The 24,908-nt window shown below is 35.9% G+C and carries 23 protein-coding genes; 8 read left to right on the top strand and 15 right to left on the bottom strand.

Annotated elements, in window-relative coordinates; translation table 11 throughout:
• Positions 1-312 precede the first annotated feature (312 nt).
• The 3 genes from H6G25_RS13695 to H6G25_RS13685 form a co-directional block, all read right to left on the bottom strand.
• Complete coding sequence (locus tag H6G25_RS13695; RefSeq protein ID WP_242034962.1) at positions 313-2,886, bottom strand: U32 family peptidase; 2,574 nt, start codon at positions 2,884-2,886, stop codon at positions 313-315.
• Positions 2,887-3,131: 245 nt separating this feature from the next.
• Positions 3,132-4,589: a serine/threonine-protein kinase gene (locus H6G25_RS13690; protein ID WP_190392943.1), complete on the bottom strand. Its 1,458-nt coding sequence runs from the start codon at positions 4,587-4,589 to the stop codon at positions 3,132-3,134.
• Between the two features lie 160 nt (positions 4,590-4,749).
• Positions 4,750-5,817, bottom strand: a complete 1,068-nt coding sequence (locus H6G25_RS13685; protein WP_190392942.1) for a serine/threonine-protein kinase — start codon at positions 5,815-5,817, stop codon at positions 4,750-4,752.
• 412 nt (positions 5,818-6,229) lie between these two features.
• Here H6G25_RS13685 and H6G25_RS13680 point away from each other — a divergent pair, with 412 nt between their 5' ends.
• From H6G25_RS13680 to miaE, 5 genes are all read left to right on the top strand, one after another.
• Entirely contained in the window at positions 6,230-6,484 is a 255-nt protein-coding gene (locus tag H6G25_RS13680; RefSeq protein ID WP_190392941.1) for a DUF6737 family protein, read from the top strand.
• Positions 6,468-7,181 carry a TIGR04283 family arsenosugar biosynthesis glycosyltransferase gene (locus tag H6G25_RS13675; RefSeq protein WP_190392940.1) on the top strand — a complete coding sequence of 238 codons (714 nt, stop codon included), beginning with the start codon at positions 6,468-6,470 and terminating at the stop codon, positions 7,179-7,181. The genes H6G25_RS13680 and H6G25_RS13675 overlap by 17 nt, the downstream gene beginning before the upstream one ends.
• Before the next feature lie 9 nt (positions 7,182-7,190).
• Positions 7,191-7,877, top strand: coding sequence for a TVP38/TMEM64 family protein (locus tag H6G25_RS13670; RefSeq protein ID WP_190392939.1), 687 nt, complete (start codon positions 7,191-7,193; stop codon positions 7,875-7,877).
• A gap of 192 nt (positions 7,878-8,069) precedes the next feature.
• A complete protein-coding gene (locus H6G25_RS13665; RefSeq protein WP_190392938.1) occupies positions 8,070-9,617 on the top strand; it encodes a mercuric reductase in 1,548 nt (515 codons plus the stop codon).
• Between the two features lie 79 nt (positions 9,618-9,696).
• Entirely contained in the window at positions 9,697-10,296 is a 600-nt protein-coding gene (gene miaE, locus H6G25_RS13660) for a tRNA isopentenyl-2-thiomethyl-A-37 hydroxylase MiaE (protein ID WP_190392937.1), read from the top strand.
• Here miaE and H6G25_RS13655 read toward each other — a convergent pair.
• Complete coding sequence (locus H6G25_RS13655) at positions 10,293-11,207, bottom strand: Rpn family recombination-promoting nuclease/putative transposase (RefSeq protein WP_190392936.1); 915 nt, start codon at positions 11,205-11,207, stop codon at positions 10,293-10,295. The genes miaE and H6G25_RS13655 overlap by 4 nt on opposite strands.
• 115 nt (positions 11,208-11,322) lie before the next feature.
• On the opposite strand from H6G25_RS13655, the gene recR reads away from it, so the two are divergent.
• Positions 11,323-11,922, top strand: a complete 600-nt coding sequence (recR, locus tag H6G25_RS13650; protein WP_190392953.1) for a recombination mediator RecR — start codon at positions 11,323-11,325, stop codon at positions 11,920-11,922.
• A gap of 140 nt (positions 11,923-12,062) precedes the next feature.
• Here recR and hisS read toward each other — a convergent pair whose 3' ends face one another.
• Positions 12,063-13,457 (bottom strand): histidine--tRNA ligase, encoded by a 1,395-nt coding sequence (gene hisS, locus H6G25_RS13645; protein ID WP_190392935.1) that lies wholly within the window; start codon positions 13,455-13,457, stop codon positions 12,063-12,065.
• 214 nt (positions 13,458-13,671) lie between these two features.
• Positions 13,672-15,093 (bottom strand): aldehyde dehydrogenase family protein, encoded by a 1,422-nt coding sequence (locus H6G25_RS13640; RefSeq protein ID WP_190392934.1) that lies wholly within the window; start codon positions 15,091-15,093, stop codon positions 13,672-13,674.
• Between the two features lie 165 nt (positions 15,094-15,258).
• Here H6G25_RS13640 and H6G25_RS13635 point away from each other — a divergent pair, with 165 nt between their 5' ends.
• Both H6G25_RS13635 and H6G25_RS13630 read left to right on the top strand, forming a co-directional pair.
• Positions 15,259-16,122 (top strand): oxaloacetate decarboxylase, encoded by an 864-nt coding sequence (locus H6G25_RS13635; protein WP_190392952.1) that lies wholly within the window; start codon positions 15,259-15,261, stop codon positions 16,120-16,122.
• 132 nt (positions 16,123-16,254) lie between these two features.
• Positions 16,255-17,616 (top strand): NAD(P)/FAD-dependent oxidoreductase, encoded by a 1,362-nt coding sequence (locus H6G25_RS13630; RefSeq protein WP_190392933.1) that lies wholly within the window; start codon positions 16,255-16,257, stop codon positions 17,614-17,616.
• 470 nt (positions 17,617-18,086) lie between these two features.
• Here H6G25_RS13630 and H6G25_RS13625 read toward each other — a convergent pair whose 3' ends face one another.
• The 9 genes from H6G25_RS13625 to glgA all read right to left on the bottom strand — a co-directional run bounded on the left by H6G25_RS13625 (position 18,087) and on the right by glgA (position 24,908).
• The gene (locus H6G25_RS13625) at positions 18,087-18,383 is read right to left on the bottom strand and encodes a hypothetical protein (RefSeq protein WP_190392932.1); all 297 of its coding nucleotides are present in this window, start codon (positions 18,381-18,383) and stop codon (positions 18,087-18,089) included.
• Positions 18,384-18,653: 270 nt separating this feature from the next.
• Positions 18,654-20,462, bottom strand: coding sequence for a hypothetical protein (locus H6G25_RS13620; protein ID WP_190392931.1), 1,809 nt, complete (start codon positions 20,460-20,462; stop codon positions 18,654-18,656).
• 86 nt (positions 20,463-20,548) lie between these two features.
• Complete coding sequence (gene aroC, locus H6G25_RS13615; protein WP_190392930.1) at positions 20,549-21,637, bottom strand: chorismate synthase; 1,089 nt, start codon at positions 21,635-21,637, stop codon at positions 20,549-20,551.
• A gap of 70 nt (positions 21,638-21,707) precedes the next feature.
• Positions 21,708-21,929: a type II toxin-antitoxin system HicA family toxin gene (locus H6G25_RS13610; RefSeq protein ID WP_137908591.1), complete on the bottom strand. Its 222-nt coding sequence runs from the start codon at positions 21,927-21,929 to the stop codon at positions 21,708-21,710.
• Positions 21,926-22,135, bottom strand: a complete 210-nt coding sequence (locus tag H6G25_RS13605) for a type II toxin-antitoxin system HicB family antitoxin (RefSeq protein ID WP_242034961.1) — start codon at positions 22,133-22,135, stop codon at positions 21,926-21,928. Before H6G25_RS13605 ends, H6G25_RS13610 begins: the two co-directional genes overlap by 4 nt.
• 68 nt (positions 22,136-22,203) lie before the next feature.
• Positions 22,204-22,416, bottom strand: coding sequence for a type II toxin-antitoxin system HicB family antitoxin (locus H6G25_RS13600; protein ID WP_028084610.1), 213 nt, complete (start codon positions 22,414-22,416; stop codon positions 22,204-22,206).
• Between the two features lie 109 nt (positions 22,417-22,525).
• Positions 22,526-22,990: an SMI1/KNR4 family protein gene (locus H6G25_RS13595; RefSeq protein WP_242034960.1), complete on the bottom strand. Its 465-nt coding sequence runs from the start codon at positions 22,988-22,990 to the stop codon at positions 22,526-22,528.
• A gap of 14 nt (positions 22,991-23,004) precedes the next feature.
• Positions 23,005-23,397, bottom strand: a complete 393-nt coding sequence (locus tag H6G25_RS13590; RefSeq protein ID WP_190392928.1) for a deaminase domain-containing protein — start codon at positions 23,395-23,397, stop codon at positions 23,005-23,007.
• Between the two features lie 95 nt (positions 23,398-23,492).
• Positions 23,493-24,908: a glycogen synthase GlgA gene (glgA, locus tag H6G25_RS13585; protein ID WP_190392927.1), complete on the bottom strand. Its 1,416-nt coding sequence runs from the start codon at positions 24,906-24,908 to the stop codon at positions 23,493-23,495.

The raw sequence follows: 24,908 nt of genomic DNA, 5'->3' as shown, positions 1-24,908 counted from the left end.
AGATAAATCAAGGATAAAAAATAAAGAAGTAGCCGGAAAGTTCTCCTTATTAGTAACACTAATTTTGAATGTTTACAGAAGTTGTGGTTTTATATCAATAAAAGATGGACAGTTATGGTTAGGAAAAAAATGGGAAAAAATGTTGTTAGTTGACGGTTTTGATGGTAATTAGAAAACATTTATTGCCAAAAATATCGAAGACAAAAAAATAAAAAAGACCTGAACTTATTGTATATCAAGCAATGAGAGTTTTTTTGCTGTCAAAATAACTAGGGAATACCTAATGATAAAATAAAATAATTGCTCAATAGATTATGAACGGAAAAAAGAGCGAATAATAGTAAAAGTTTCGCTCTTTCTTCTGCTAGAATTTAGAAAATGAAAACCCCCTGCTCCTAAAGCACCACGAGTCACACCTAATTGATTTTGTAATTTTAATTTCTGCCACAGTTGTGAACCCGTCATTTCCCCTTGAAGTAATTTTTGATAACTTTGTATCGTTTTTTGTACTTGTTCCGGTGTTTCGTTGACAAATTCAATGCGGAAGTGCTGTAAACCCAATTCTATCAAACGTTGTACATATTCCGCGCCGGTCTGTGCCATGCTATTATATACTGTATTTCTACATCCTGCGTCTGCTTTGAGAATGTGTTCACTACCCACCCTATCTCTGATTGTAACTGCTTGTGTTTCGCAAGGTCTACCGCAATTGGTGTAATCTGTTCCTGTAGATAGAAAGGCACAAAATACACAATGTTCCATGTGAAACATGGGAATATGTTGATGTATTGTGACTTCAAAGTTTGACGCTGGATAATTGGTAATTAAATGTTCAAGTTGGTTAATATTTAGGTCGTAAGATGCTGTTAATCTTTCTAAATTAAAGCGGTTTTTAAAGTAATCTGCGGTTAAGGGATTAGCAATATTTAGAGAGAAATCACCAATACATCTTTCTGTGGTAAAATATTCTAATTGATCATAATTTCTGATTAAATAACCATCAGCTTGACAAGCGTGAACTTGTTTTAAAATCCAGGTTTCTCCGGGTTTGGTTATGCGAGGTGGTGTAACGAAAATGCTGATTTCTGCTTGAGATTCTCGCACCATTTTTACCGCTGCTTTATAGTTGCGTGGATCTTCAAATTCACAATATATGGTTTTGATATTTGCTGTTAATACTGCTTTTAATTGTGCGATGTTTCTGACTAAAACAATCAAGGAAGGAGACGCGGAAACATCTGTAGATTTAGAAATAGTAGACTTAGGAATAATTAGATCTTGCCATTTTGCGTGATGATTTAATTCCCACAGTTTGGGTTTACTTCTCAATTCTTCTAATTTCCTGACTATTTCCCGACGCATTCGGTTTAATTCACTCACCGGTAACATGATTTTACCGTTGAGATGATCTATGAAATTATCTAAATGAAAAGGTGTATTTCCTAAGCGGCCAAATTGTTCTTTTAATCTTTCTTTAGAGAGAGGTTTGGTATGTGCTTCGACTATAAATATTTCTGATTCTACCTGAACAATATTACCCAATTCATCACCACATACAGCTATTAATTTTTCTCCAATTTCTCCATATACTTCTATATTAATCGGTCTGGTAAATTGGGGATTTTCTCCGGTATAACTTTGACGAATTTGTTTATCTAATTCTGGGTCGTTGGTTTTCCAAACTTTATCACCTATATGGATACTATGGAAATTTAAATCATTTCTCCCAAAGGTTAATATTGTATCTTGACCATTGGGGATAACTGCATATATTCTTCCCCCTTCTTCTTTCCTTTCTGGGTGTCCACAATCAAAAACAATCCCATCTCCCGGTTTAACGGGTGCTGCTAATTTGACTGTTATTTCTGCATTTCTAATCCGAGTCACTTCTCCTAAATAAACACCCCGTTTTTTACCAAATCTTCCATGTACTAACTCCTGATTATTGATTCCCTCAAACCAACCTGTATATAGTCCGCGAGAAAATGCCATTTCTAAATTATATTGGTCTTTTTCTCTGTGAGAAAATGTCTCTATGTTAGTTGTGATAATTTGATTTAAGGCTTGACGATAAACGCGAGTTACATTAGCAACATATTCTGGTGCTTTTAAACGTCCTTCAATTTTTAAAGAAGTAATTCCAGATTTGACTAATTCTGGTAAAACTTCCAAACCTGCTAAATCTTGAGGACTTAATAAATATTTGCGATTACCTAAATTCACAACTTCCCCATTAGTAATTAAATCATAAGGCATTCTGCAAGCTTGAGCGCATTCTCCTCGATTTGCGGAACGTCCTCCTAATGCTTCGCTGGTTAAACATTGTCCAGAATATGCGACGCACAAAGCACCGTGAACGAAAACCTCTAAGGGTAAAGCAGTATTTTTTGATAATATTTGTGCTTGAATTTTATTAATTTCTAAAATTGAACATTCCCGCGCTAAAACTACTAGTTGACAACCCAAAGATTTAGCGAATTGTACCCCCGCAGCGCTGGTTATAGTCATTTGCGTTGAAGCGTGAATGGGAAAGTCCGGGGAAAGATGACGAATTAGACGACAAATACCCACGTCCTGAACGATGACAGCATCCACACCAGCAGAAATGATAGTTTTGAGGTATTGCTGTGCTTCCGTTAGTTCCTGGGGAAAAATCAGGGTATTCAGAGTGATATAGCCTTTGACTCCCCGCAGGTGCAGAAATTCCATTAATTCCGGTAAATCTGCTGCTGTGAAATTTTCAGCCCGCATTCTGGCGTTAAATTTTTCTAAACCAAAATAAATCGCATCTGCACCATTTTCTACGGCTGCTTTCGCGCACTCCCAGTTACCCGCAGGTGCTAGGAGTTCGGGGAGTTTGAGGGTAGGGGTGGTGGTACTTGTCATTTTGGTTAAGTCAGGATTGTGTTTAGTTTGTCAATTGTATCTAAATTTTTCTGCTATGGAAACCCTGACGGGATCTTTTTCACACAGCGATCGCTAAAAAATAGACATATCCGGTAAAGATTGTAGAGCCGAGAATCCCTACCCAGGTCACGTCTCTACAAGGATTTTGATATCACGCATATTTAAATTCAGTCGTTGTCTCTTACTATTGCTAATTTTGCTAAACTAGAATAAACCTCACACTATTAGGAGGACATAATAACTTTTACTATCCATCCTAAACCTAAACCGATATTGGAAGTGCCAGTCAAAATCAGAAAAGCATGAAACTTACTAAAGGATTTTTCTAATTTATCCCCAACGATAGCCTTAACCGCAAGAGCAGGAACAGCCACACTCATAGCTATACCCCCAACCACAACCGCAAGAGTAAACACAGCCACACCCGCAGTTGCAGCTACAGCCATAGCTACAGCCCCAACTACAGTCGCAGTCACAGCCCCAACCACAGCCCAAGTCATATCCTGGTCCACAGCCGCAGCCGTAGTCATAGCCACAGCCACAGCCCAAGCCATAGCCACAGCACTAACGGCGGTTAGGCTATAGCCAATTATACAATAAGTCAATAATAATATAGTCAACGAAACCCAAGGAATTGTTCTAGCTGGTTTACGGTCAGGATAAACAACTTTTGACTTGTCAGTATTTCTAATTAACACTGCATTAACAATGTTTGTTCCTGCATTAACAATTTTTATTGTTACATTAACAATGTTTTTGTCTCTATTAATAAATTTTATTATTACATTAACAATGTTTTTTCCAAGACTAACAATATTTAATATTACATTACTAACTTTTTTCTTTTTATTAGGAATTTGATAATTATAATTTAGCATTTCTAGCCATAACTGCATTAATTTTGGTCGGTCTTTTGCTTCTAACGCCATTCCTTTAAGAATTGCTTGATTTAATTCCTTGCTGATACCAGAAATAATTTTTTGCGGTGGAATTAATCGCCCTGTACCAACTTTACGAGCTAAAGAATTTGTCGGGTATTGACCAGTTACTCCATAATAAAGACTAGCAGCTAAACAGTAAATATCTACTCGTGGATCTCTACTTCCTTTAGATATCTGTTCATAAGGTGCAAATTCCCTATTAGCATCTCTATCTGTCAATGTTCTACTTAAAAAAATTATTTCTTTAGCAATGCCAAAATCAATTAAAACTGCTTTACTATTATTTCGTATCATGATATTTCTAGGGTGAGCATCTCTATGCACTAAACCTGCTTCATGTACTTTTATCAAAGCTTCTCCAATTTGGAGAATATAATTTACAATCTCTGCTTCTGGTAATGCTCCCCTACGCTTAATTACCTGAGACAAATTTTCCCCTGGTATAAACTCCATAACTAGACAATGGGTATTACCTTCCTGAAATAGTTCAATTACCCCAACAATATGAGGATGAGGATCTTTAGATAACTCTGCTAATATTTGTCCTTCTGCAATAAATTTTTCTATATATTTTTCATAATCTGGATCATGTTGCAGATATTCATTAGGTGTTTTAATAACAACTGACCGATTTAAATTAACTTGTAATGCTCGGTAAGTAATTCCAAATCCTCCTTGTCCGAGAACTTGCTGAATTATATATTTACCATTTTGTAATTTTTGTCCTGTTACCCAAGTCATAAACACCTCTGATTTACAAATTAATACTAATTTTGAGTAGCAAATTACAGCAATTCTTATTTAAGTAAAATACAAAAAAGAATTAAACGCAGATAAACGCAGATAAACACAGATAACTTTGTATTTCATTAAATTAAAAAAGCTATTTATTGAAAACTGTTTATTTTTTGGTAGAAGTAGGATTGGGAGGTGGTGTTGTTTGACTGTTCCAACTAGCTATACCTTGAAGTAAAGCCCCAAAAGCTGCAATTGCAGTTATAACTAATGTTAAAATCTGCATTCTTTTATCCCAATTTACAGAAGGTTTGTTTTTCGTTCCGTTATTATTGTGACTTCCTGCATTAGTATTTTGACCTTTTGCATTGACATTTTGACCGTTTGCATTGGCATTTTGACCTTCTGCATTAGCATTGTAAGAATTGCTATTTAATAGTTTTAGCCATAATTCTATTAATTCTGGTCTGTTTTTGGCTTCTAATTCCATTCCTTTAAGAATTGCTAGATTTAATTCATTGCTGATACCAGAAATAAGCTCTTGCGGTGGTATTAAACGCTTATTGTCAATTTTACGTTTTAAAGCAGTTTCAGGAAATTGACCAGTTATAGCATAATAAAAAGTTGCAGCTAAGGAATAAATATCACTGGCTGCGGTTGGTTTAGTATTTCTAGTGCAAAGTTCAAGAGATGCAAAACTTTCGTCACTTTCTTTAACTCGTCGCGTCGTTAATTCATGATCAAAATCTAAAACTAAATCAAAATCAATTAATACAGCTTCAGATTTTCCCGCACGTAAAATAATATTTTCTGGCTGTACATCTCCATGAATTAGATTATGTTGATGTACAATTGTTAAAGCCGCGCCAATTTGTTGAATATAAATTAATGCTTGTTCTGGAGAAATTTTTCCTAGTTGATCTAAAGTTTTTCCTGGAATATATTCCATTACCAAACATGAATAACCTGCTTCTTTAAAAGGTTCGTAAAATTTGACAATATGTTCATGTTGACAAAGGGTAAGTTTTACCGCTTCTTTCATAAACATAGTTTCTAAGCGTTCCTTATCTGATTCACTAAGAGATGTAAGTGAATTAACATCTAAAGTTTTCAGCAGCAGAAGATCATCCTGTCTATTTTTAGCAATATAATTAACGCCAAAACGTCCTGTTTTTAGCTCTTTCTCAATGGTATATCTTCCATTTTGTAATTGATCACCTCGGACCCAAGCCATTTTTTCTAACTCCTAAAATACTTGGATCAATTTTCACATAAAAAACTTTTATAGTCACTACCTAATATCTGGACGGTTAGAAACCGCCTCTACACAAGCGAAACCCACCTGCGTGAATCTTGTTTGTGTAGTAGCGATTTATAATCGCCATAAGCTTCTCAAACACCCTCTAAGAGAAGAGGGAAGCAGAAAAACTTTTTTAGCTGGAATGGGGGTTTACTTATATATCAGGACTTACGCAAAATATCTCTCAAATCCTCATTTCTCCGTGACCTCTGTGCCTCTGTGGTTCGTTATTCCATGAATCTTGCGTAAGTCCTATATATTAACAACTTTTCAAAAAACCTCCTAGCCTGAAATAGACATTCCCTGCTAAACTAAAAAACAAATCCATAAATTTCTTCATAGAAAAATGTCTGAACAACAAACAATTAGCCCCTGGAAATATAAACCTTGGTGGTGTCAACCTTGGTCAATTATCATGACTACTATTACATTAATTAGTGGTAGTTGGTTAGTATTTAAAATTATTTGGTTAACAATTTTAGTTGCTATTCCGCTATTAATTTGGATGGGGTTTTTTCTATTAATTTGGCCGCAGATGATGGTTAAAAGTGGGCTTTTGAATAATATAGATAATGATGATAATCATGAAAGAAATTATTAATCAGAATACTCACCAAAAGCAAATTTCTATTATTATTCCCACTCTCAATGAAGCGGATAATATTCAAAGTACAATTAATAGCACAAAATCTAGCACAAATATAGAAATAATAATTGTTGACGGTGGTTCAAAAGATGAAACATTATTGATAGCTAAATCCTTGGGTGCTAAGATAATTGTCTCTCCCCCTGGACGCGCAAATCAAATGAATATGGGTGCTATGGTTGCTAGTGGGGAAATTTTGCTGTTTCTTCATGGTGATACCCGTTTACCAACTAATTTTGAGCAGATGATTCGGAAAACATTAGCAAAACCAGGAATTGTGGCTGGTGCATTTGCTTTACAAATAAATTCACCTCATTGGGGGTTGCGTTTTGTCGAGTTTGGTGTAAAATGGAGATGTAATCTTTTACAAATGCCCTATGGTGATCAAGCCATTTTTATGACTAAAAATGTATTTCAAAAAGTTGGTAATTTCCCAGAAATACCGATTATGGAAGACTTTGAAATGATCAGAAAATTAAAACATCTCGGCAAAATTCATCTCTTATCAACACCTGTAATTACTTCACCGCGCAGATGGTTAAAAAAAGGAATTTTGCAAACTACTATTCTGAATCAAATTATTATCATTGCTTATTTATTGGGGATTTCCCCACATCAAATTCGTAATTGGTACTCTTCTTCAAAATTGTAAATAATTTTCATGGTTATGACATTTTTATCAGAAATAGATTTGGCTTTAGTACAGGAATCTATCAAAGCATCTTCTCCCAGTTTCCTGGCATTTTTACAAAATACTTTACAATGGGTAAATGGCCTTGGTGCTTTAGGTGGAGTAGTATTTATTGCTATCTACATTATTGCTACTTTAGCTTTTTTACCAGCCGCAATTCTGACTTTAGGTGCTGGAGTAATTTTTGGTGTAATTTGGGGTTCTTTATATGTGTTTATCGGTGCTACTTTGGGTGCTGTAGCTGCATTTTTGGTAGGACGTTATTTAGCTAGAGGTTGGGTAAAACAAAAAATTTCTAGTTACAAAAAATTTGCCAATATTGATCAAGCTGTTAGCAAAGAAGGATTAAAAATTGTCTTTTTAATTCGACTTTCTCCTTTATTTCCTTTCAATTTATTAAACTACGCTTTGGGAGTTACTAGTGTTTCTTTAAAAGACTATTTTTTGGCTTCATTCGGGATGATTCCAGGGACAATTATGTATGTTTATCTGGGACATTTAGCAGGAGATTTAGCTTTAATTGGTAATAAGAGCCAACCTGATAATATGATTCTCCATTGGGTAATTCAAATTATTGGTCTAATAGCCACAATTGCGGTTACGGTTTATGTAACTAAGATAGCTAAAAAAGCTTTAAAAGAGGAGATATTAGAATGATTTTCCTAAGTGCTTAGTCAACTTAAGTATTAGTGCTTTGCTGCTAATGATTAATCTCTCAAACTCCGAAATATTCTAGATTTGTTAAATACAAAACTGACAAATTTTTGATCATGATATATCTTTTAAATAAAGATTAGATAATCAAAAAATACTTTATCCTTTATCCTTGATAATTTAGAGGTAAAATAAATGTCAATTCCCGAATCTCCAAGAGTAACAATTCGTCCCATGGATGAGTATAATCAAAAACTACTCAAAAATGTTCATCCCGATAATTGGGTTAATCCTCAACCTGCTGATTTTTATGATTTGGTAGTAATTGGTGGGGGAACTGCGGGTTTAGTTGTGGCTGCGGGTGCTGCGGGTTTAGATATAGGTCTAAAAGTCGCATTAATTGAAAAAAATCTCATGGGAGGAGATTGTTTAAATTTTGGTTGTATACCTTCTAAATGTTTAATTCGTTCTTCCCGTGTGGTTGGGGAAATGCGGAAAGCTAAGGATTTAGGTGTTAATATTTCCCAACAATTTGATATTGATTTTTCCACAGTTATGGAAAGAATGCGACGGATTCGGGCTAGTATTAGTCATCATGATTCCGTGGAAAGATTTAAAAGTTTAGGAATTGATGTTTTTTTAGGTGATGGTAAATTTACAAATAATAATACTATAGAAGTTGCCCATAAAATATTAAAATTTAAAAAAGCTGTAATTGCTACTGGTGCTAGGGCTATTAAACCGAAAATTCGCGGAATTGAAGCAGCTGGTTATTTAACTAATGAAACTGTTTTTTCTCTAACTCAAAAACCAGAAAAATTAGCAATAATTGGTGGTGGTCCTATTGGTTGTGAATTAGCCCAAACATTTCGCAGGTTGGGTTGTGAGGTAATATTATTTGATCGTGGTTCACAGATTTTAAACAAGGAAGATAGGGAAGCAGCGGAAATTTTACAAAAAGTTTTAATTGATGAAGGTATTCGTTTAGTATTAAATTGTCAATTAGAAGAAGTGGTGACAGTAACGGAGGGAAAAAGACTCTATTTTTCTGTGAATAGTGAACGAGACTCGGTGACAGTTGATGAAATATTAGTTGGTGCGGGACGGTGTCCCAATGTAGAAAATTTGAATTTGGCGGCAGTAGGTGTAGAATATGATCAGAATTTGGGTGTCAAAGTGAATGATTATTTGCAAACTACAAATCCCAAAATTTACGCCGCTGGTGATGTCTGCATGAATTGGAAATTTACTCACGCAGCTGATGCGGCGGCGCGAATTGTGATTAAAAATACTCTATTTTCCCCCTTTGGTTGGGGACGATCTAAACTCAGTAGTTTAATCATGCCCTGGGTGACATATACTAGCCCGGAAATTGCTCATGTGGGAATGTATGAAAATGACGCTCAAAAATTGGGGATAGAAATAGAAACTATCAAGATTCCCTTTAGAAGTATAGATCGAGCGATCGCAGATCAGGAAGAATCTGGTTTTTTAAAGATTTATCACCAGAAAGGATCAGATCAAATTCTCGGTGCAACCATTGTTGCTAATCATGCTGGTGAGATGATTTCGGAAATTACCACAGCTATTGTCAATAAAATTGGTTTAAGTAAACTTAGTAGTGTAATTCATCCCTACCCAACCCAAGCAGAAGCAATTAAAAAAGCCGCAGACGCTTATCGTCGCAGCTTACTAACACCAAAAACCAAGCAGTTATTGAGATTCTTAAAAAAGTTTTCTTAATGATCAAGAAAATCAGCAATTACAGAAAATCGCTGTAAAATAAATTAGCTAAATTGTTCAACTCGGAGTTATTTTTGCTGTGCTGAGTTCACCTTTACCCACTATTAATGCTCTCAAACAACCTACTAATGATGCTTGGGTAGAGCAAGCGATCGCTAATATTGATATTATTCTATTAGATCACTCCCACTGTGAACGCAAAGCCGCAGGAGTAGCATTAAATATGATGTTTCGTTATCCTTCTCATCATAAAATGATTAGGGAATTAACAGCGATCGCTTGTGAAGAATTAGAACACTTTGAACTGGTCAACCAATGGCTAGAACGCCGTCAGATTAAACTTGCAGCCCTATCCGCACCCCCCTACGGTGCCGGCTTAAAATCCCAAGTTCGCGGCCAAGAACCCCACAGATTTTTAGATTCTTTACTCGTCACCGGTTTGATAGAAGCCCGTAGTCATGAACGTTTAGGACTTCTAGCTGCTAATTGTCCAGAACCAGAATTAGCCCAATTTTACCGCAGTTTAATGGCCTCAGAAGCCCGACATTTTGGCACATATTGGGTTTTAGCTGATACCTATTTTGAGCGAAAAATTGTCATGGACAGATTAGATGAATTAGCAGAGGTGGAAAGTCAATTATTATCAACTTTACACCCAGAACCGAGAATACATAGTTAGTCAATTTTTACCGGAGTATGTATTAATAACCAAGATTGTAAATCGGCTAAACTATTAAAATCTAAAAGTGCTTCGCTCAATTCTTCCAAAACAGATAATGGTAAACCAGAAATAGATTTTATCTTTCTTTGAGATATTTTACCAAACCGCTTTGTTAATAGTCGAATCACCAAACCCATTGTCGCTTGTTGTATGCCTTGTTCTATGCCTTGTTCCAGACCTTGTTCTATTCCTTCTTCTATTCCCTCTTCCCTTCCTTCCTCTTTAATTTCTCGATAAACTCTAGTTTCTTTGAGCGTAATATCTAACATTGATTCTACCTCCCGACGACTCAGTTTTTCAAACTTGTACACCATGATGGTCGTGATCATTTCTATAATAACTTGACTGGATGGTGTTACAATCTCCTCATGGGTTCTGTTTAATAAATACCTAGCTATGGCTGGAGCTTGACTTTCTTCCAGGGTAGTTAGTAACATTATACCTAACCCTAATGGTAATTTCTGAATATCTCCCAATTCATCTAAATATACTCGATGTACTTGGGGACTATTAAGAAATCCACGATGGGGATAAATATCATTTTGTTCTGTCTTGCGAGATGGATAAATAACTACTACTTGCCAATCACAGAATCTTTGACGATGACGATAAAAATATAGTGAGGTTTCGGCACATATTCTTTCATACAATTCTTCATCTTTCTGAAATTGTACCTCACAGAAATATACTATTCCTTGTCCATCAATTTCAGGTGGTAAAAATACACCATCAATTGTAAATGTCGGTTCTTTAACAGCTACAGAATCAAAACGATAAGATTCAGCATTAATCGGCGGATCTGTCAATAGTTCAAACAACAAAGATGGGTTTTGTTGAAAGAGTTTATAAAAGATTGAGTCTCTTCGCATAAATCATAATTATGATATTTACTTGTTGAACTTGCTCAGACTTTGCATCTTTGCTCCTTTGTGCCTTGGTGCAAAACATATTTATTGTAAAATAGAGAAAAAGCCCGGAGGTAAAATTACGGTTTACGCACGTCCCCTAGCTCGATTAATTGAACAACTGCAACGGCTACCCGGAGTTGGTCCCAAAAGCGCCCAACGATTAGCTTTGCACATCTTAAAAAGACCAGAAGCAGAAGTAGAAGCTTTAGCTCAAGCACTTATTGACGCAAAAAAACAAGTGGGTTTGTGTCAAGTTTGTTTTCACCTGTCCGCAGACCCAGTATGTGAAATTTGTCGTCATCCTCAGCGAGATAATAGCACTATTTGTGTAGTCGCAGATTCTCGTGATTTGATTGCTTTAGAAAAAACCCGTGAATATAAAGGTAAATATCATGTTTTAGGTGGCGTAATTTCTCCCATGGACGGTATTGGTCCAGAACAGTTAACTATTCAAGCTTTAGTCAGACGGGTAAGCGAACAAAAACCTCAAGAGGTGATTTTAGCCATTAGTCCCAGTATCGAAGGGGAAACGACAACATTATACATAGCTCAATTACTCAAACCCTTTACTAAAGTAACTCGTATTGCCTTTGGTTTACCCGTAGGTGGTGATTTAGAATACGCTGATGAATTAACCCTGGCCAGAGCATTAGAAGGACGGAGAGAGTTAGATTAAAAGCTGCTATATTGCCTTTTTCTCTCTACACTTTTTCTCTCTACAATTTAGAGAATGTAGAGACGTTTTCTATAACATCTCTACAGAGTTTCTGCATAAGGTATAGTTAAATTTGGTCGAGGTCTAATCTTTAATTATGTTTAATTATTAGCAATTCTCCGTTTAATTTCCTCTACCAAATCTGCCAAATTTACTTCTATTTGTTCACCACTTTGTAGATCTTTTAATGATGATTTTTGCGCTGCTGCTTCCTCCCCACCAATAATTACACAAAATCTAATTCCTTGTTTATCTGCGGCTTGAAATTGTTTACCTAAAGGGCGTTTTTCAAAGTTAGTTACAACATTAATCCCCCCTTGACGTAATTGTTGTGATATTTGTAAATAAATAGGCATTAAATCCTCTTGCATATTCACTACCACTACCTGAGTTGGTGTCGCGGATAAAGTATTAAGAATACCCGCTTTTAACAAGCGACTAATTAACCGAGTTAAACCGATAGAAATACCCACACCAGGCATTTTTTCACCGATAAAAATTCCTACCAATTCTTCATATCTCCCACCAGAACAAATACTACCCAAAGCTTCATGGCCTAATAGAGTAGTTTCATAAACTGTGCCAGTATAGTAATTTAAACCACGGGCAATAGACAAGTCAATACAAAAACGTTTATCAGCAACTCCTAAATTTCTCACCCCATTAATTACAGTTGCTAATTCCGTTACCCCTAAATTAAATTGTGCTGCTTCGGGAATATTTTCGGCTAAATGTTTGAGTTTATCTAAAATATCATCAATACTGCCATCAATTTTAATAAACTCAATAATTTTCTCCGTTTGTTCTGAAGAAATACCTTCTTTTTCTAACTCTTGTTTAACTTTAACCTCGCCAATTTTTTCCAAATTATCAATAATACTAATACAGGTTTTAATTTGCTGTTCTGCAATTCCTACAGACTCAAAAAAACCTGTGAGGATTTTGCGGTTATTAATGCGAATAACAAAATCACCAATATTAATTTTTTCAAAGATTTCTGTAATAATTGCCGGCATTTGGGCATCATAAAGTAAACTGAGTTTACCACGGGCAACCACATCAATATCACATTGTCTAAACTGCCGAAAACGTCCATCTTTTGCCCGTTCTCCCCGGAATACCATATCCATTTGATAACGAGCAAAGGGAAAAGTCAATTCATTCAAATGACGCGCAATATAAGCAGCAAAAGGAACAGTTTGATCAAATTTTAAAGCTCTAGCTTCTGAACCAGTTTCTCCCGATTTATCCTTTTCTGCTTGGCGATTTGGTGGTAAAATTGGTTCGATACCATAAATAATATTATCACCTTGATTACCTTTAGCTTGCAACACTTCTAACCGTTCCACTGCTGGGGTTTCAATGGGTGTAAAACCATAACTTTCAAAAACCTTGCGAATAATATCTAGTAAATGTACTTCTAGTCGCTTTTCGCTGGGTAGAAATTCAGGAAAACCACTGGGAGTAGAGAAGTTGATTTTGTCATTTTTAGTCATGTTCTTACCTTACTAAATGGGAAATTAACCACAGTAAATATTAAGTAGGGTGTGTTACAGCTTGAGAATATTTGTTACCTTTAAAGATTAATGATTAGCCGTAACGCATTTTATATGTCGGTGCGTTATGCTGACGCTAACAAACCCTACTATTTAAGTTTACTTTATCTTTGTTTTACTACATTTTTGCTAAACAGGCTCATATCCTATATGGTTAATTTCCATCATTAAACCACCAAGGATCTTTATTAGAGTTAGTTTTCCTCAAAAATGCTTTTTTTCGTAAGAAGCGATTTAAACCCATTGTACCAATCCGTGAACCTCCCAAACCAGAAAATTTAAAAGCATTTCTATCTCCTTCATTAATTAATGAACTTAAACCAGCATCATTAATACTAATAGTACCAGCTTCTATTTGATTGGCAACTTCTATTGCTAATTCGTCTGATTCTGCAAATACAGCAGCACTAAGTCCATAAATAGAATCATTGGCTAAATTTATCGCTTCTTCAATATTAGCAAAAGACATCACAGGCATAATTGGTCCAAATGTTTCTTCAGTCATTATTTGCATGGAATGGTTAACTTGAGTGATAACTGTGGGACGACACCACCAACCCCCACCTAATTCTTCTACTTTACCACCACAGTGAATTACAGCCCCTTTTAAGATAGCATCTTGTAAATGATCATTAATAATGGCTGCTTGTTTTTCAGAAATAATTGGACCAATTTCACCACTGTCAATAGTTGGGTAGGCTAGTTTTAATTGATGGGCTTTAGTCACTAATTGATGATAAAATTCTTCAAATATAGATTCAGCAACATAAATTCTTTCAATGGCTGAACATGACTGTCCGGTATTAGTTACAGAAGCCCATAAAATTGCTGAGGTTGCTAAATCTAAATCCGCTGATTCTAAAATAATAGCTGGGTCTTTTCCTCCCAATTCTAAAAAAGCTGGAATAAAATTAATTGCGGCATTTTCAGCTACTAAACGCCCAGTTTCCACACTACCTGTAAAACAAATTAAATCTACATCTTCAATTAAAGCTGCTCCTGTTTGTGATCCTCCTTCCACAAAATTTAAAACCTCTCTTAATTGGGGTATATTGTTTACAGTAGTCATTAAAGGAGCGACAAAACGAGGAGTTATTTCACTAGGTTTAACTATAACAGCACAACCAGCTAATAAGGCAGGAATTGTATCAATGGTAGACAAAGATAGGGGAAAGTTCCAAGGACTAATTACGCCAACAAGAGGATAAGGAACAGCAGTTTGTTGTAAGGAAATAAAAGGAATAGATGTATTTTTCGCTGTACTTTGTAGTAACTGTGGAGCTAAATTACACCATTTATCAATATTAGCAATAAATGAATCTATTTCCATGATTGATGTTGATAATCTACCCGTATCACTAACTAAAGCTTCTGTTAATTGAGTCCGTTCTGATAATATAGCTTGTTTCCATTGTTTTAAAGCTGTAATTCTTTCCTCAACTGCTAATTTTTGCCAGATAATTTGTCCTCTTCGCAGTCTGTGACATTGCTGGGAAAGTAATTTTGGTGGTGGAGGAACAATGACATAATCAAATTTACCTGTGCGGGGGTTGCGAACTTCTATGGGTTTACTCATTTGTGATTAATTTAAATGTGAATTTAAAAATATTTAATTTGATTTCGCGCCAAGAGGCAAAGGAGCAAAGACGCAAAAAAGAAATACAATCAATATTGTAGATTTCCTAAAACGTTTTTACAGTATTTATTGTATTCTGAAAATAGTCCATTTATGGTTACTTGTATGTTGGCTGCTCAAAAACTGCGGGAATTACTCGCACGTCCTGAAATTATCGTTATTCCCGGTGTTTATGACTGTTTGAGTGCAAAATTGGTAGAAAAAGCGGGTTTTGATGTCGCTGCTACTAGCGGTTTCGGTATTGCTGCTTCTACCTTGGGTTTACCTGACTATGGTTTTCTCACTGCTACGGAAAATTTTTACAGTATCGGCCGGATAGGTAGGTCAATTAATATACCTTTAATTGCTGATTGTGATACGGGTTATGGTAATGCTTTAAATGTCATGCGAACCGTTAAAGATGCGGTTCAATTGGGTTTAGCAGGAATAATTTTAGAAGACCAAGAATGGCCGAAGAAATGCGGTCATTTTACAGGTAAACGAGTGATTTCTGCGACTGAACACGCGGGAAAAATCCGGGCTGCGGTAGAAGCGCGAGGTGATAGTAGTTTGGTGATTATAGCCCGAACTGATGCCCGCGGTCCTTTGGGTTTAGCAGAAGCTATTGATCGTGGTCAATTATATATTAATGCTGGTGCTGATGTGTTGTTTGTGGAAGCTCCCCAATCTGTGCTAGAGTTGCAAACTATAGCCGCTGCTTTTCCTGATGTACCATTAGTTGCAAATATTGTTGAAGGTGGTAAAACTCCGCCAATTTCTCCTCAAGAATTGCAAAATTTGGGGTTTAAAATTGTCTTTTTTCCCCTGACTGCACTTATGGCTGTCACTGAAGTCATGAATGTGTGTTTCCGTCATTTGAAAGCACAGGGAAATACTGATAATTTACCCGGTTTGATGAATTTCCAAGATTTTCAAGAACTCATGAATGTTCCTGAATATTTAGCAATAGAACAGGAATATCAGCCATGATTTAATATTAGTAACCTTGACTACTTTTAGTATTTTGTCAAGTGTTCTTAATAAACGGCAAAACATATTATAATATTGTTACATATTTGTTAAGAAAGGTTACACGACTCTTAACAAAAGGAAATATTGTTTATGGTTATTCCACGCGAGAATAATGCACCACATGAGGTTGTTATCATTGGTGGTGGGTTTGGTGGATTGTATGCGGCAAAGGCTCTGTCCAACACCAATGTAAATGTGACTCTGATTGATAAACGCAATTTTCACTTATTTCAGCCGCTTTTATATCAAGTTGCCACAGGTACATTATCACCTGCTGATATTTCTGCACCATTACGATCTGTATTCAGCAAAAGCAAGAATACAAAAGTGTTTTTGGGAGAAGTAAGTGATATTGACCCCAAAAAACAACAAGTTATTTTAGGCGATGAAATCATACCTTATGATACATTAATTGTAGCCACAGGTGCTAACCATTCTTATTTTGGTAAAGATCACTGGAAAGAATTTGCTCCTGGTTTGAAAACTGTGGAAGATGCGATAGAAATGCGGCGGCGGATATTTTCAGCATTTGAAGCAGCAGAAAAAGAAACTGATCCCAAACAACGCCAGGCTTTCTTGACTTTTGTGATTGTAGGCGGAGGTCCAACTGGTGTAGAATTAGCAGGTGCGATCTCCGAATTGGCATACAAAACTCTGAAAGAAGATTTCCGCAACATTGACACATCAGAAACAAGAATATTACTATTACAAGGAGGCGATCGCATTCTCCCACATATTGCCCCAGTATTATCCAAAGTAGCAGCAGAATCTTTGCAAAAGTTGGGCGTAATTATTCACACTAACACCAGAGTAACAAATATTGAAAATAATATTGTTACCTTTAAACAAGGCGATGAAATCACGGAAATTCCCTCAAAAACTATATTATGGGCTGCGGGTGTTCAAGGTTCAGCTATGGGGAAAGTTCTAGCACAAAAAACAGGTGTAGAGTGCGATTTCTCTGGCAGAGTAATTGTAGAACCAAACTTAACCATTAAGGATTATAAAAACATTTTCGTCATTGGAGATCTAGCGAATTTCTCCCATCAAACGGGTAAACCTTTACCAGGTGTTGCACCCGTAGCCAAACAACAAGGAGAGTATGTAGGTGGACTAATTCAACTACGGCTTCAAGGTCATACTTTGCCCGAATTTCATTACACTGACGTGGGTAGTTTGGCAATGATTGGGCAAAATTTAGCCGTGGTAGATTTAGGTTTTATTAAACTTACAGGTTTCCTAGCCTGGGTATTTTGGTTAATAATTCATATCTACTTCTTAATCGAGTTTGACACTAAAATAGTAGTCGTAATTCAATGGGCTTGGAATTATATTACTCGTAATCGTCGCTCTCGATTAATTACAGGTAAAGAAGCATTTTTGGAATCACAACCTGTTAACAATAACAGTCCTTACCAAGCTACAGAAAATAAGCAACCAGTCAAACTCTAGGATTTTTTAGTTATACCATTTCTTTGTGAGGATAGTCCGAATTTTTAATATTTTCTATCTCTGTGTCCTCTGCACCTGGAGCGGTTTGTTTATCTTACAGCAGTTTTCATCTATTTAAACCAGATTTTGATTACCTTCTTCCTTTGCGCCTTCCTTACTTTGCGCCTACCCTTCGGGATCTCTAAGAGAGATTGCGCGAAACAAAAACCGTGGTTTATTTACCTGAAATTTGCTGTAATCCAGTCCATCTTCATCTAGAATTGGTATTAGTAGCAAGACATTGAACCATATACAAAAACCCGCCATTCCTCTGAACAATCAATCTAATTACTGTGAGGGGGCGGGTTTAGGTAGGGTATAATTATAAAAATTGTGAAAATGCCATATTGACGATGGAATAAAGTTAGTTTGATGAATTTAACCTTTAATTTTGGATATGCTGATTCAGGTGTAAACATGGAAGTGGTGGATTATTCCCAAGTAGCTACATTTCGCAGCAAATTAGGAATTTCACCCTGTGATAAAGGAAACTCTAAAATTGTTTCTCGATAACCCAAATATCCTGATTCAGTAAAAGATAAAAGCATTCTTTCTAGTGCTACCCAAACTTCTGATTCGTATTCCCAATCATGATAACGTTTAGCACGACCAGCAATGGAACGTAAAGCCCAAAAGTAGGAATTTCTAACTACCGAACCGCCTTTTTTAAATTCTGGTACATCTTCCTTGTGAATAAATAAAATGTTATTTTCAATTCTGCATCTCATACATAAAATAGAATATAGATAAAGCCACGCCGTGATATTATCATAAACTAAAATGCACCTAATTTACATATTTGGGCGGGCAGGGATGCCCACCCCACAAGAATGTTATTTTTTATTCTGCTGTTTTTTCAGATAATTTTTAGCCCAAGCATAACGGTATCTCATAGATAAAATAGAATATAGATAAAGCCACGCCGTGATGTTATCATAAACTAAAATCCACTTAATTTACATATTTGGGCGGGCAGGGATGCCCACCCCACAAGAATGTTATTTTTTATCCTGCTGTTTTTTCAGATAATTTTTAGCCCAAGCATAACGGTTTGGGTCTTTTTTCAAAAGATAATTAACTAACTCCTGACGCTGTTTTTCATCTTTTGTCTTGTTTAAAATAGATTTAATTTCTGAATCCATATCTAAAGGTTTAGCACCACGTTTAATTGCTTCATTAAACCACTTATCACCTTCAAAATATTTACCTTGTTGATAACAAATAGCTCCCATTAATGTATAGGGATGATGACTATCTGCTTGATATTTCATTGCTTGAAGAGCGCAAATTTCTGCATCATCTAATTTATCACAATCTCTAAACGCTCCACCTCTAGTAGTTAATAAAGCAGACTTGAGTTTATTATCTTTAATGCTGTTGAGTGGTAAATTATCTGTTAACTCTAATGCTGATTTTGATCTATCAGCTTTACGTAAATGGCTACTAGCATTTACTAAATTCCATCTATTACCAGTGCGTTTAAATTCCTGTTGATAAAAATTAGCTTCAATAATATGGTATTTAGTCCAGATTTTACCATAAAAAAGATCATTTTCTTGTAACCAACCAACATCTTTAGGCTCTATTCTCTCATCTTTTTCTAACTTTTGTAAAATGAGATATAAAGGACTATTTGGTGATTGATCTTGATAATTTGAAACAGCATATTTTGACTTTAAAATAGAAAATAGTCGTTTTTGAACTAAACTGATAATATCTTCCCGTCCATTATTTTTTAACCATTCAATTTCCGAATCAGTTAATAATCCATTCTCTTCAATTTTAGATTTTAAATGATTAATGTATTTATCATTAGCTAATTTGATGGTTTCCAGCAATTTACGCTTTTTCAGGAAATTAACATCTTGTCCTCCTAAAGAATTACCTGAATCAATATTTTTTAGAACTTTATAAAGATGAGATTTTGGAGATATATCTTCATATTCTGTGGCTTGATACTTAATCTTCAAAGCTGCAAATTCTTTTGTTTTTTCCTTTTCTTCAGCAATAGTAATAGTTTCAATAAGTTCCTGTTCTTTTAACCAAGTAAGTTCGGTATCAATTAAATTTTCTTCTGCTTCTAATTTTTGCAGAATTGGATATAATGGACTTGATAAAGATCCACTTTTATATTTAGTCGCTTGATATTTTTCTTTTAATTGAATAAACTCATTTCGTCTTGTTGCTTCTTGTTGTTTAACAAATTCTAAGGTTTCTGAAAGTTCCTGTTCTATTAACCATTTATATTCTGACTCAGTTAAAAGTTCTGAGATATCTATTTTTTTGAGAATAGAATAAAGTGGACTATCAGAATGAAAATCTTGATATTTATTAGCATTATACTTAGATTTTAAACTAATAAATTTTTGATTTTCAATAGCAATTGAATTTACTTTTTTAAACCCATTTGAGATTAACCAATTAAATTCTTTTTCAGTGAGAAAATTACCTGAATCTACTTTACAAAGTATAAGATATAAAGGACTTACAGCCCAGGAAGTATGATCATTATTAACTTGATATTTTGACTTGAGTTTTGTAAATTCAACACCTAAATCTACCCTATGTTTAGATCTTTGCTGCTGTTGATTTCTAATTACTTGAACCGTTGCTAAAAGGTTTTCTTTTTGCAGCCAAATATCTTCCAAATCCAGAATTTCAATTCCTAAATCTGCTTTTCTGAGAATGAAATAAAGTGGACTATTAGGAGATAAATTTTGATAGCTATTCGCTTGATACTTATCTTTTAAAGCAGTAAAGTGTTTAACGCGATTTTGGTAGTCTTGGTCTGTATTAATGGTAGTCATAGGAAATATTGATGTAGTTAGACCTGATTAGTATGACTATACTAAGCAAAAGGGGTATTCCAAATCAACACCCCATCAGAATTTATTTACAATACTCTACATTGTCCATAATGACGTAAGAGATGATCACATAAAACTAAGGCCACCATAGCATCAACCATAGGTACAGCGCGAGGTAAAACACAAGGATCATGTCTACCTTTTCCTGCTAAAACTGTTTCTTCACCTTCTTTTGTGACGGTTTTTTGTTCTTTTCTAATAGTGGCTGTTGGTTTAAAAGCCACTCTGATAATGATATTTTCGCCATTAGAAATTCCCCCTTGAATCCCTCCAGAACGATTAGTTACTGTTCTAATTTCCCCATTTTCATCAATATAAAATTCGTCGTTATGTTCAAAACCTGTTAACAAAGTTCCGTCAAAACCTGAACCGATTTCAAAACCTTTACTAGCAGGAAGTGACATGACTGCTTTTGCTAAATCTGCTTCTAATTTATCAAAAACTGGTTCTCCTAAACCCTTGGGAACATTTCGCACCACACATTCAACCACACCACCAATAGAATTACCATCTCGACCGGTTTCTTCTATTAATGAAATCATGGTATTAGCAATTTCTCTATCTGGACAACGGACAATATTGCTTTCTACGTCTGCTAAAGTAACTGTACTCGTATCTATTACGCCTTGTAAATCTTTAATGCGCTTGACATAGGCGATAACTTCTACATTTGCAACTTGATGTAAAATCTTTTTAGCGATCGCACCAGCAGCCACTCTACCTATTGTCTCACGGGCTGACGACCTTCCGCCACCTTGCCAATTTCTCAAGCCATATTTAGCATCATAGGTAGCATCTGCATGGGAAGGGCGGTATTTTTGCGCCATTTCATCGTAGTCTTGGGAACGGGTATCTTTATTTCTGACTAAGATAGCTATGGGTGTTCCCAGCGTTTTCCCCTCAAACACCCCAGATAATATCTCACAGGTGTCTGCTTCTTTGCGGGGGGTGGTGATTTTACTTTGTCCTGGCCGTCTTCTATCGAGTTCAAATTGAATTTCCTCTGGGGAAATTTCCAGTTGTGGGGGACAACCATCAATTATAACGCCCACACCGCCGCCGTGAGATTCGCCAAAAGTCGTAATTCGGAAAAGATGACCAAAAGTGTTACCCATGATGTTGAGGAAATACAGACCGGAATCTGTATTTTACACGGAGTTGCACCAGAATATCTTTGTTAGTACATCACAATAATTCAATAAATTCATCTACACTTAAACCCGCTTGTCGAATAATTCCACGTAAAGTACCTCTATCTAGTTCTTTGTGATCTGGTACGGATATAGTGGTTCTTGGTTCTTCACGAACCAGTATAATGTGACTTCCTCTTTGTCTATCCACAACAAAGCCGATTTTTTCTAGTGCTTTCACACACTCTAAACCTGAGATAATAGGTAGTTTACTCACACCAGCACTACCTCAACCGTATCGTCTGGAATAGGTTCACCCCTATCTTGCAAAACTTCAATGTAGAGAGATATTGCTTCTTCTATATTAGCTAAAGCTTCCTCACGGGTTTTCCCCTGACTGATACAACCGGGTAAACTTGGTACTTCGACAACAAAATACCCATCTTCACCATGAGATAACAGCACTTTCCGTTGAGATTTCATTTTTACCATAGTTCAAGCTGTTTCTCCATGAAATAACAAACCTAGTAGAACCTAATATCTTTGGATTATCAACATGAAATCATAGTTAATATTTCTTTTTGCTGAAGTGCTTGTTTCTCAAACTCTGATAATGTTTCTATATATAATTCAACCGCTTCCTTGATATTTGCTTGAACTGCTGCTAATGAATCCCCTTCAGATTGACACCCAGGAAGTTCAGGACAATAAGCATAATACTCATGTTCATCTTTTTCAATGACAATACTAACTTTATAGGACATAAGTAACTTTTACTTGCTGATTAATGATTGACTGTTATATCATAGTTCATTATTTTGCATATCTAAAATCCTTTGTTCAGAACCATAATTTTGTTTATCTAGCTAATATCTAACTTGCTAAAAGCATCAAAGACTTTAAATAAAGATTGATTTCCACAGATAGAAAGTCACTAAACTGATCATGACTTTTGATAAAATAAAGCTCTTCTTGTCCTTCACAATATGAATAAGTTGGCGGGTTATCACCTTCTGAAAGTCTGAAAAAGCTGAACTGATATCCCTGGTGCATGAAAAATACAAAAGCATCCTCTGGTAAAGTCTGAGGAAAATCATTTTCTACTAAAAGTTGTTTAGCCCATTCTTGAATTTGTGACAAATGCTGATAAAAGCAATCTGAACCACGTAAAAACTTACCTGCCCCATGTCCCATTATCTTGAGAAAGTCTTTGTAAGTGCTGGGTAGATTAATACCTTGTTGTCGTTCAAGTTGAATTATTTCCAAATCTGAACATGACAAAGGATGATTCTCGTTAAAAATAAGCTTAAATTGTTCGGGTAAATTGCAAATTGACATTTCTACCGACTCCTTTATGCAATGTTTCCGTGATGTACATTTAGCTGAATGTTCGGGAAAGTTTGCCTAAATTGGTTCATGACATACTCACACGAATTACATGGCTCTCTTTCTGTAAATAATTCAATTTTACCCTTTACTTCTCTATTATTTGTATATTTTTCGGCTATCGCTTCTAATATTTTGTACTCCGAGTCTAAGTCTCTTCGGTGTCCACCAACATCAAAGGCTTGAAACATCGGTTGATTAGGTAAACCAACTGCTCCTTCTCGCAACAGCTTACCACTAAAAGCAAATAGCTCAGAAAACGTCTCATCTACCCATACTCTAGCAATAGCAACATTTCGGGCTGGTGCTGGCACGTTACAAATTTTGCGAATTTCTGCGACGCGCTCTAACCAATCCATCTTTTTTCAATTCTATACTATCGTGTATTAAAAAGGGGCATTCCAGATAAATACCCCATGAATAATTGTCTAAAATTCCAACTTTCTACAACACCTTACACAGTTTCTGCTGTTATTTCTGCTTCTGGTTCTATGTCTGGTAAACCATAGATAGAACGATAGAGTTTATCATACTCTTTAGCAGATTGATACCAACTGAAGTTTTGACTCATTCCCCGTTTTTGTAATTCCTTCCATTGGGGTTTGAAACGGAAGCCTTCCCAAGCGCGTATCATACAAGTAAATAGATCTAGAGGTTCATACCTGTCAAAGCAATAACCTGTACCTGCTTCATTGACTGGATCATAGTGGTTGACGGTATCAACTAATCCCCCTGTACGACGAACAATAGGAACACAACCGTAACGCAAAGCCATCATTTGACTGATACCGCAGGGTTCAAAGCGGCTAGGCATTAAGAAGGCATCAGTACCAGCGTAAATGCGACGAGAAAGGGCATCGTTATATAGTAGGTAAGTGGACATACGTCCGGGATAGCGAGATGCAAGTTGCCACATTTGGGTTTCATAATAGCGATCGCCTGTTCCCAATAAGACAAATTGAGCATCCGTATAAGCCATAAATCGGTCAAGGATTTGTAATACTAGATCCATGCCTTTTTGTTCTACCAACCTTGTCACCATACCGATTAAAAAGGCATTAGAATTAACTTCTAAACCCATTTCTTCTTGCAGGGCTATTTTATTAGCTTTACGTTGATCAAGGGTATCTATGGTAAAGTTTTGAGGAATGTATTTATCATTAGCGGGATCATAAATATCGGTATCTATACCGTTGATTATCCCTGATAATTTACCACTAATAAAAGATAATAACCCTTCTATTTCTTCACCATAGGCAGGGGTTTTTATCTGTTCAGCATAGGTAGGAGAAACTGTATTTACCTTATCAGCAAACTGGACTGCTGCGGCCATGGTATTATGTCCTTGCATATACCAGGGACACCAAGTAATTTTCTCTAAATACCACCGCCATGGTCCTTGATAAGCCAGGTTATGAATGGTGAAAACACTGGTTATATCTGGAGATTGATTTAACCATACGGGTAACATTCCTGTGTGCCAATCATGACAGTGGACAATTTCTGGTTTCCAGTAATTCCAGCAAAATTCCGCCGCACCATTGGCAAAGAAGGTAAATCTCCAATCTTCATCTTCCCCACCATAAATCCGCCGAGGTAGAAAAGCTGAATGTCCGAATAAATACAAAGGAATATCAGTTCCAGGGAGTACACTTTCGTAAACTGAAAAATCCTGAAACATGGCAGAGCCTTTCCAAACGGGTTCTTCAGGAACGACCATTTTATCAGGAACAAAGCCATAATAAGGCAAGAATACCCGTACATCATGACCCATTTGTCTCAAGAATTTAGGTAATGCACCTACAACATCCCCCATGCCACCAACTTTGGCAATGGGAGCAGCCTCTGCTGCTACAAATAAAATTCGCAT

This window comes from Dolichospermum sp. FACHB-1091 (assembly GCF_014697585.1).
GTDB lineage: Bacteria > Cyanobacteriota > Cyanobacteriia > Cyanobacteriales > Nostocaceae > Dolichospermum.
The sequence above is the reverse complement of the archived record's forward strand: the minus strand, read 5'-3'. Positions and strand labels throughout refer to the sequence as shown.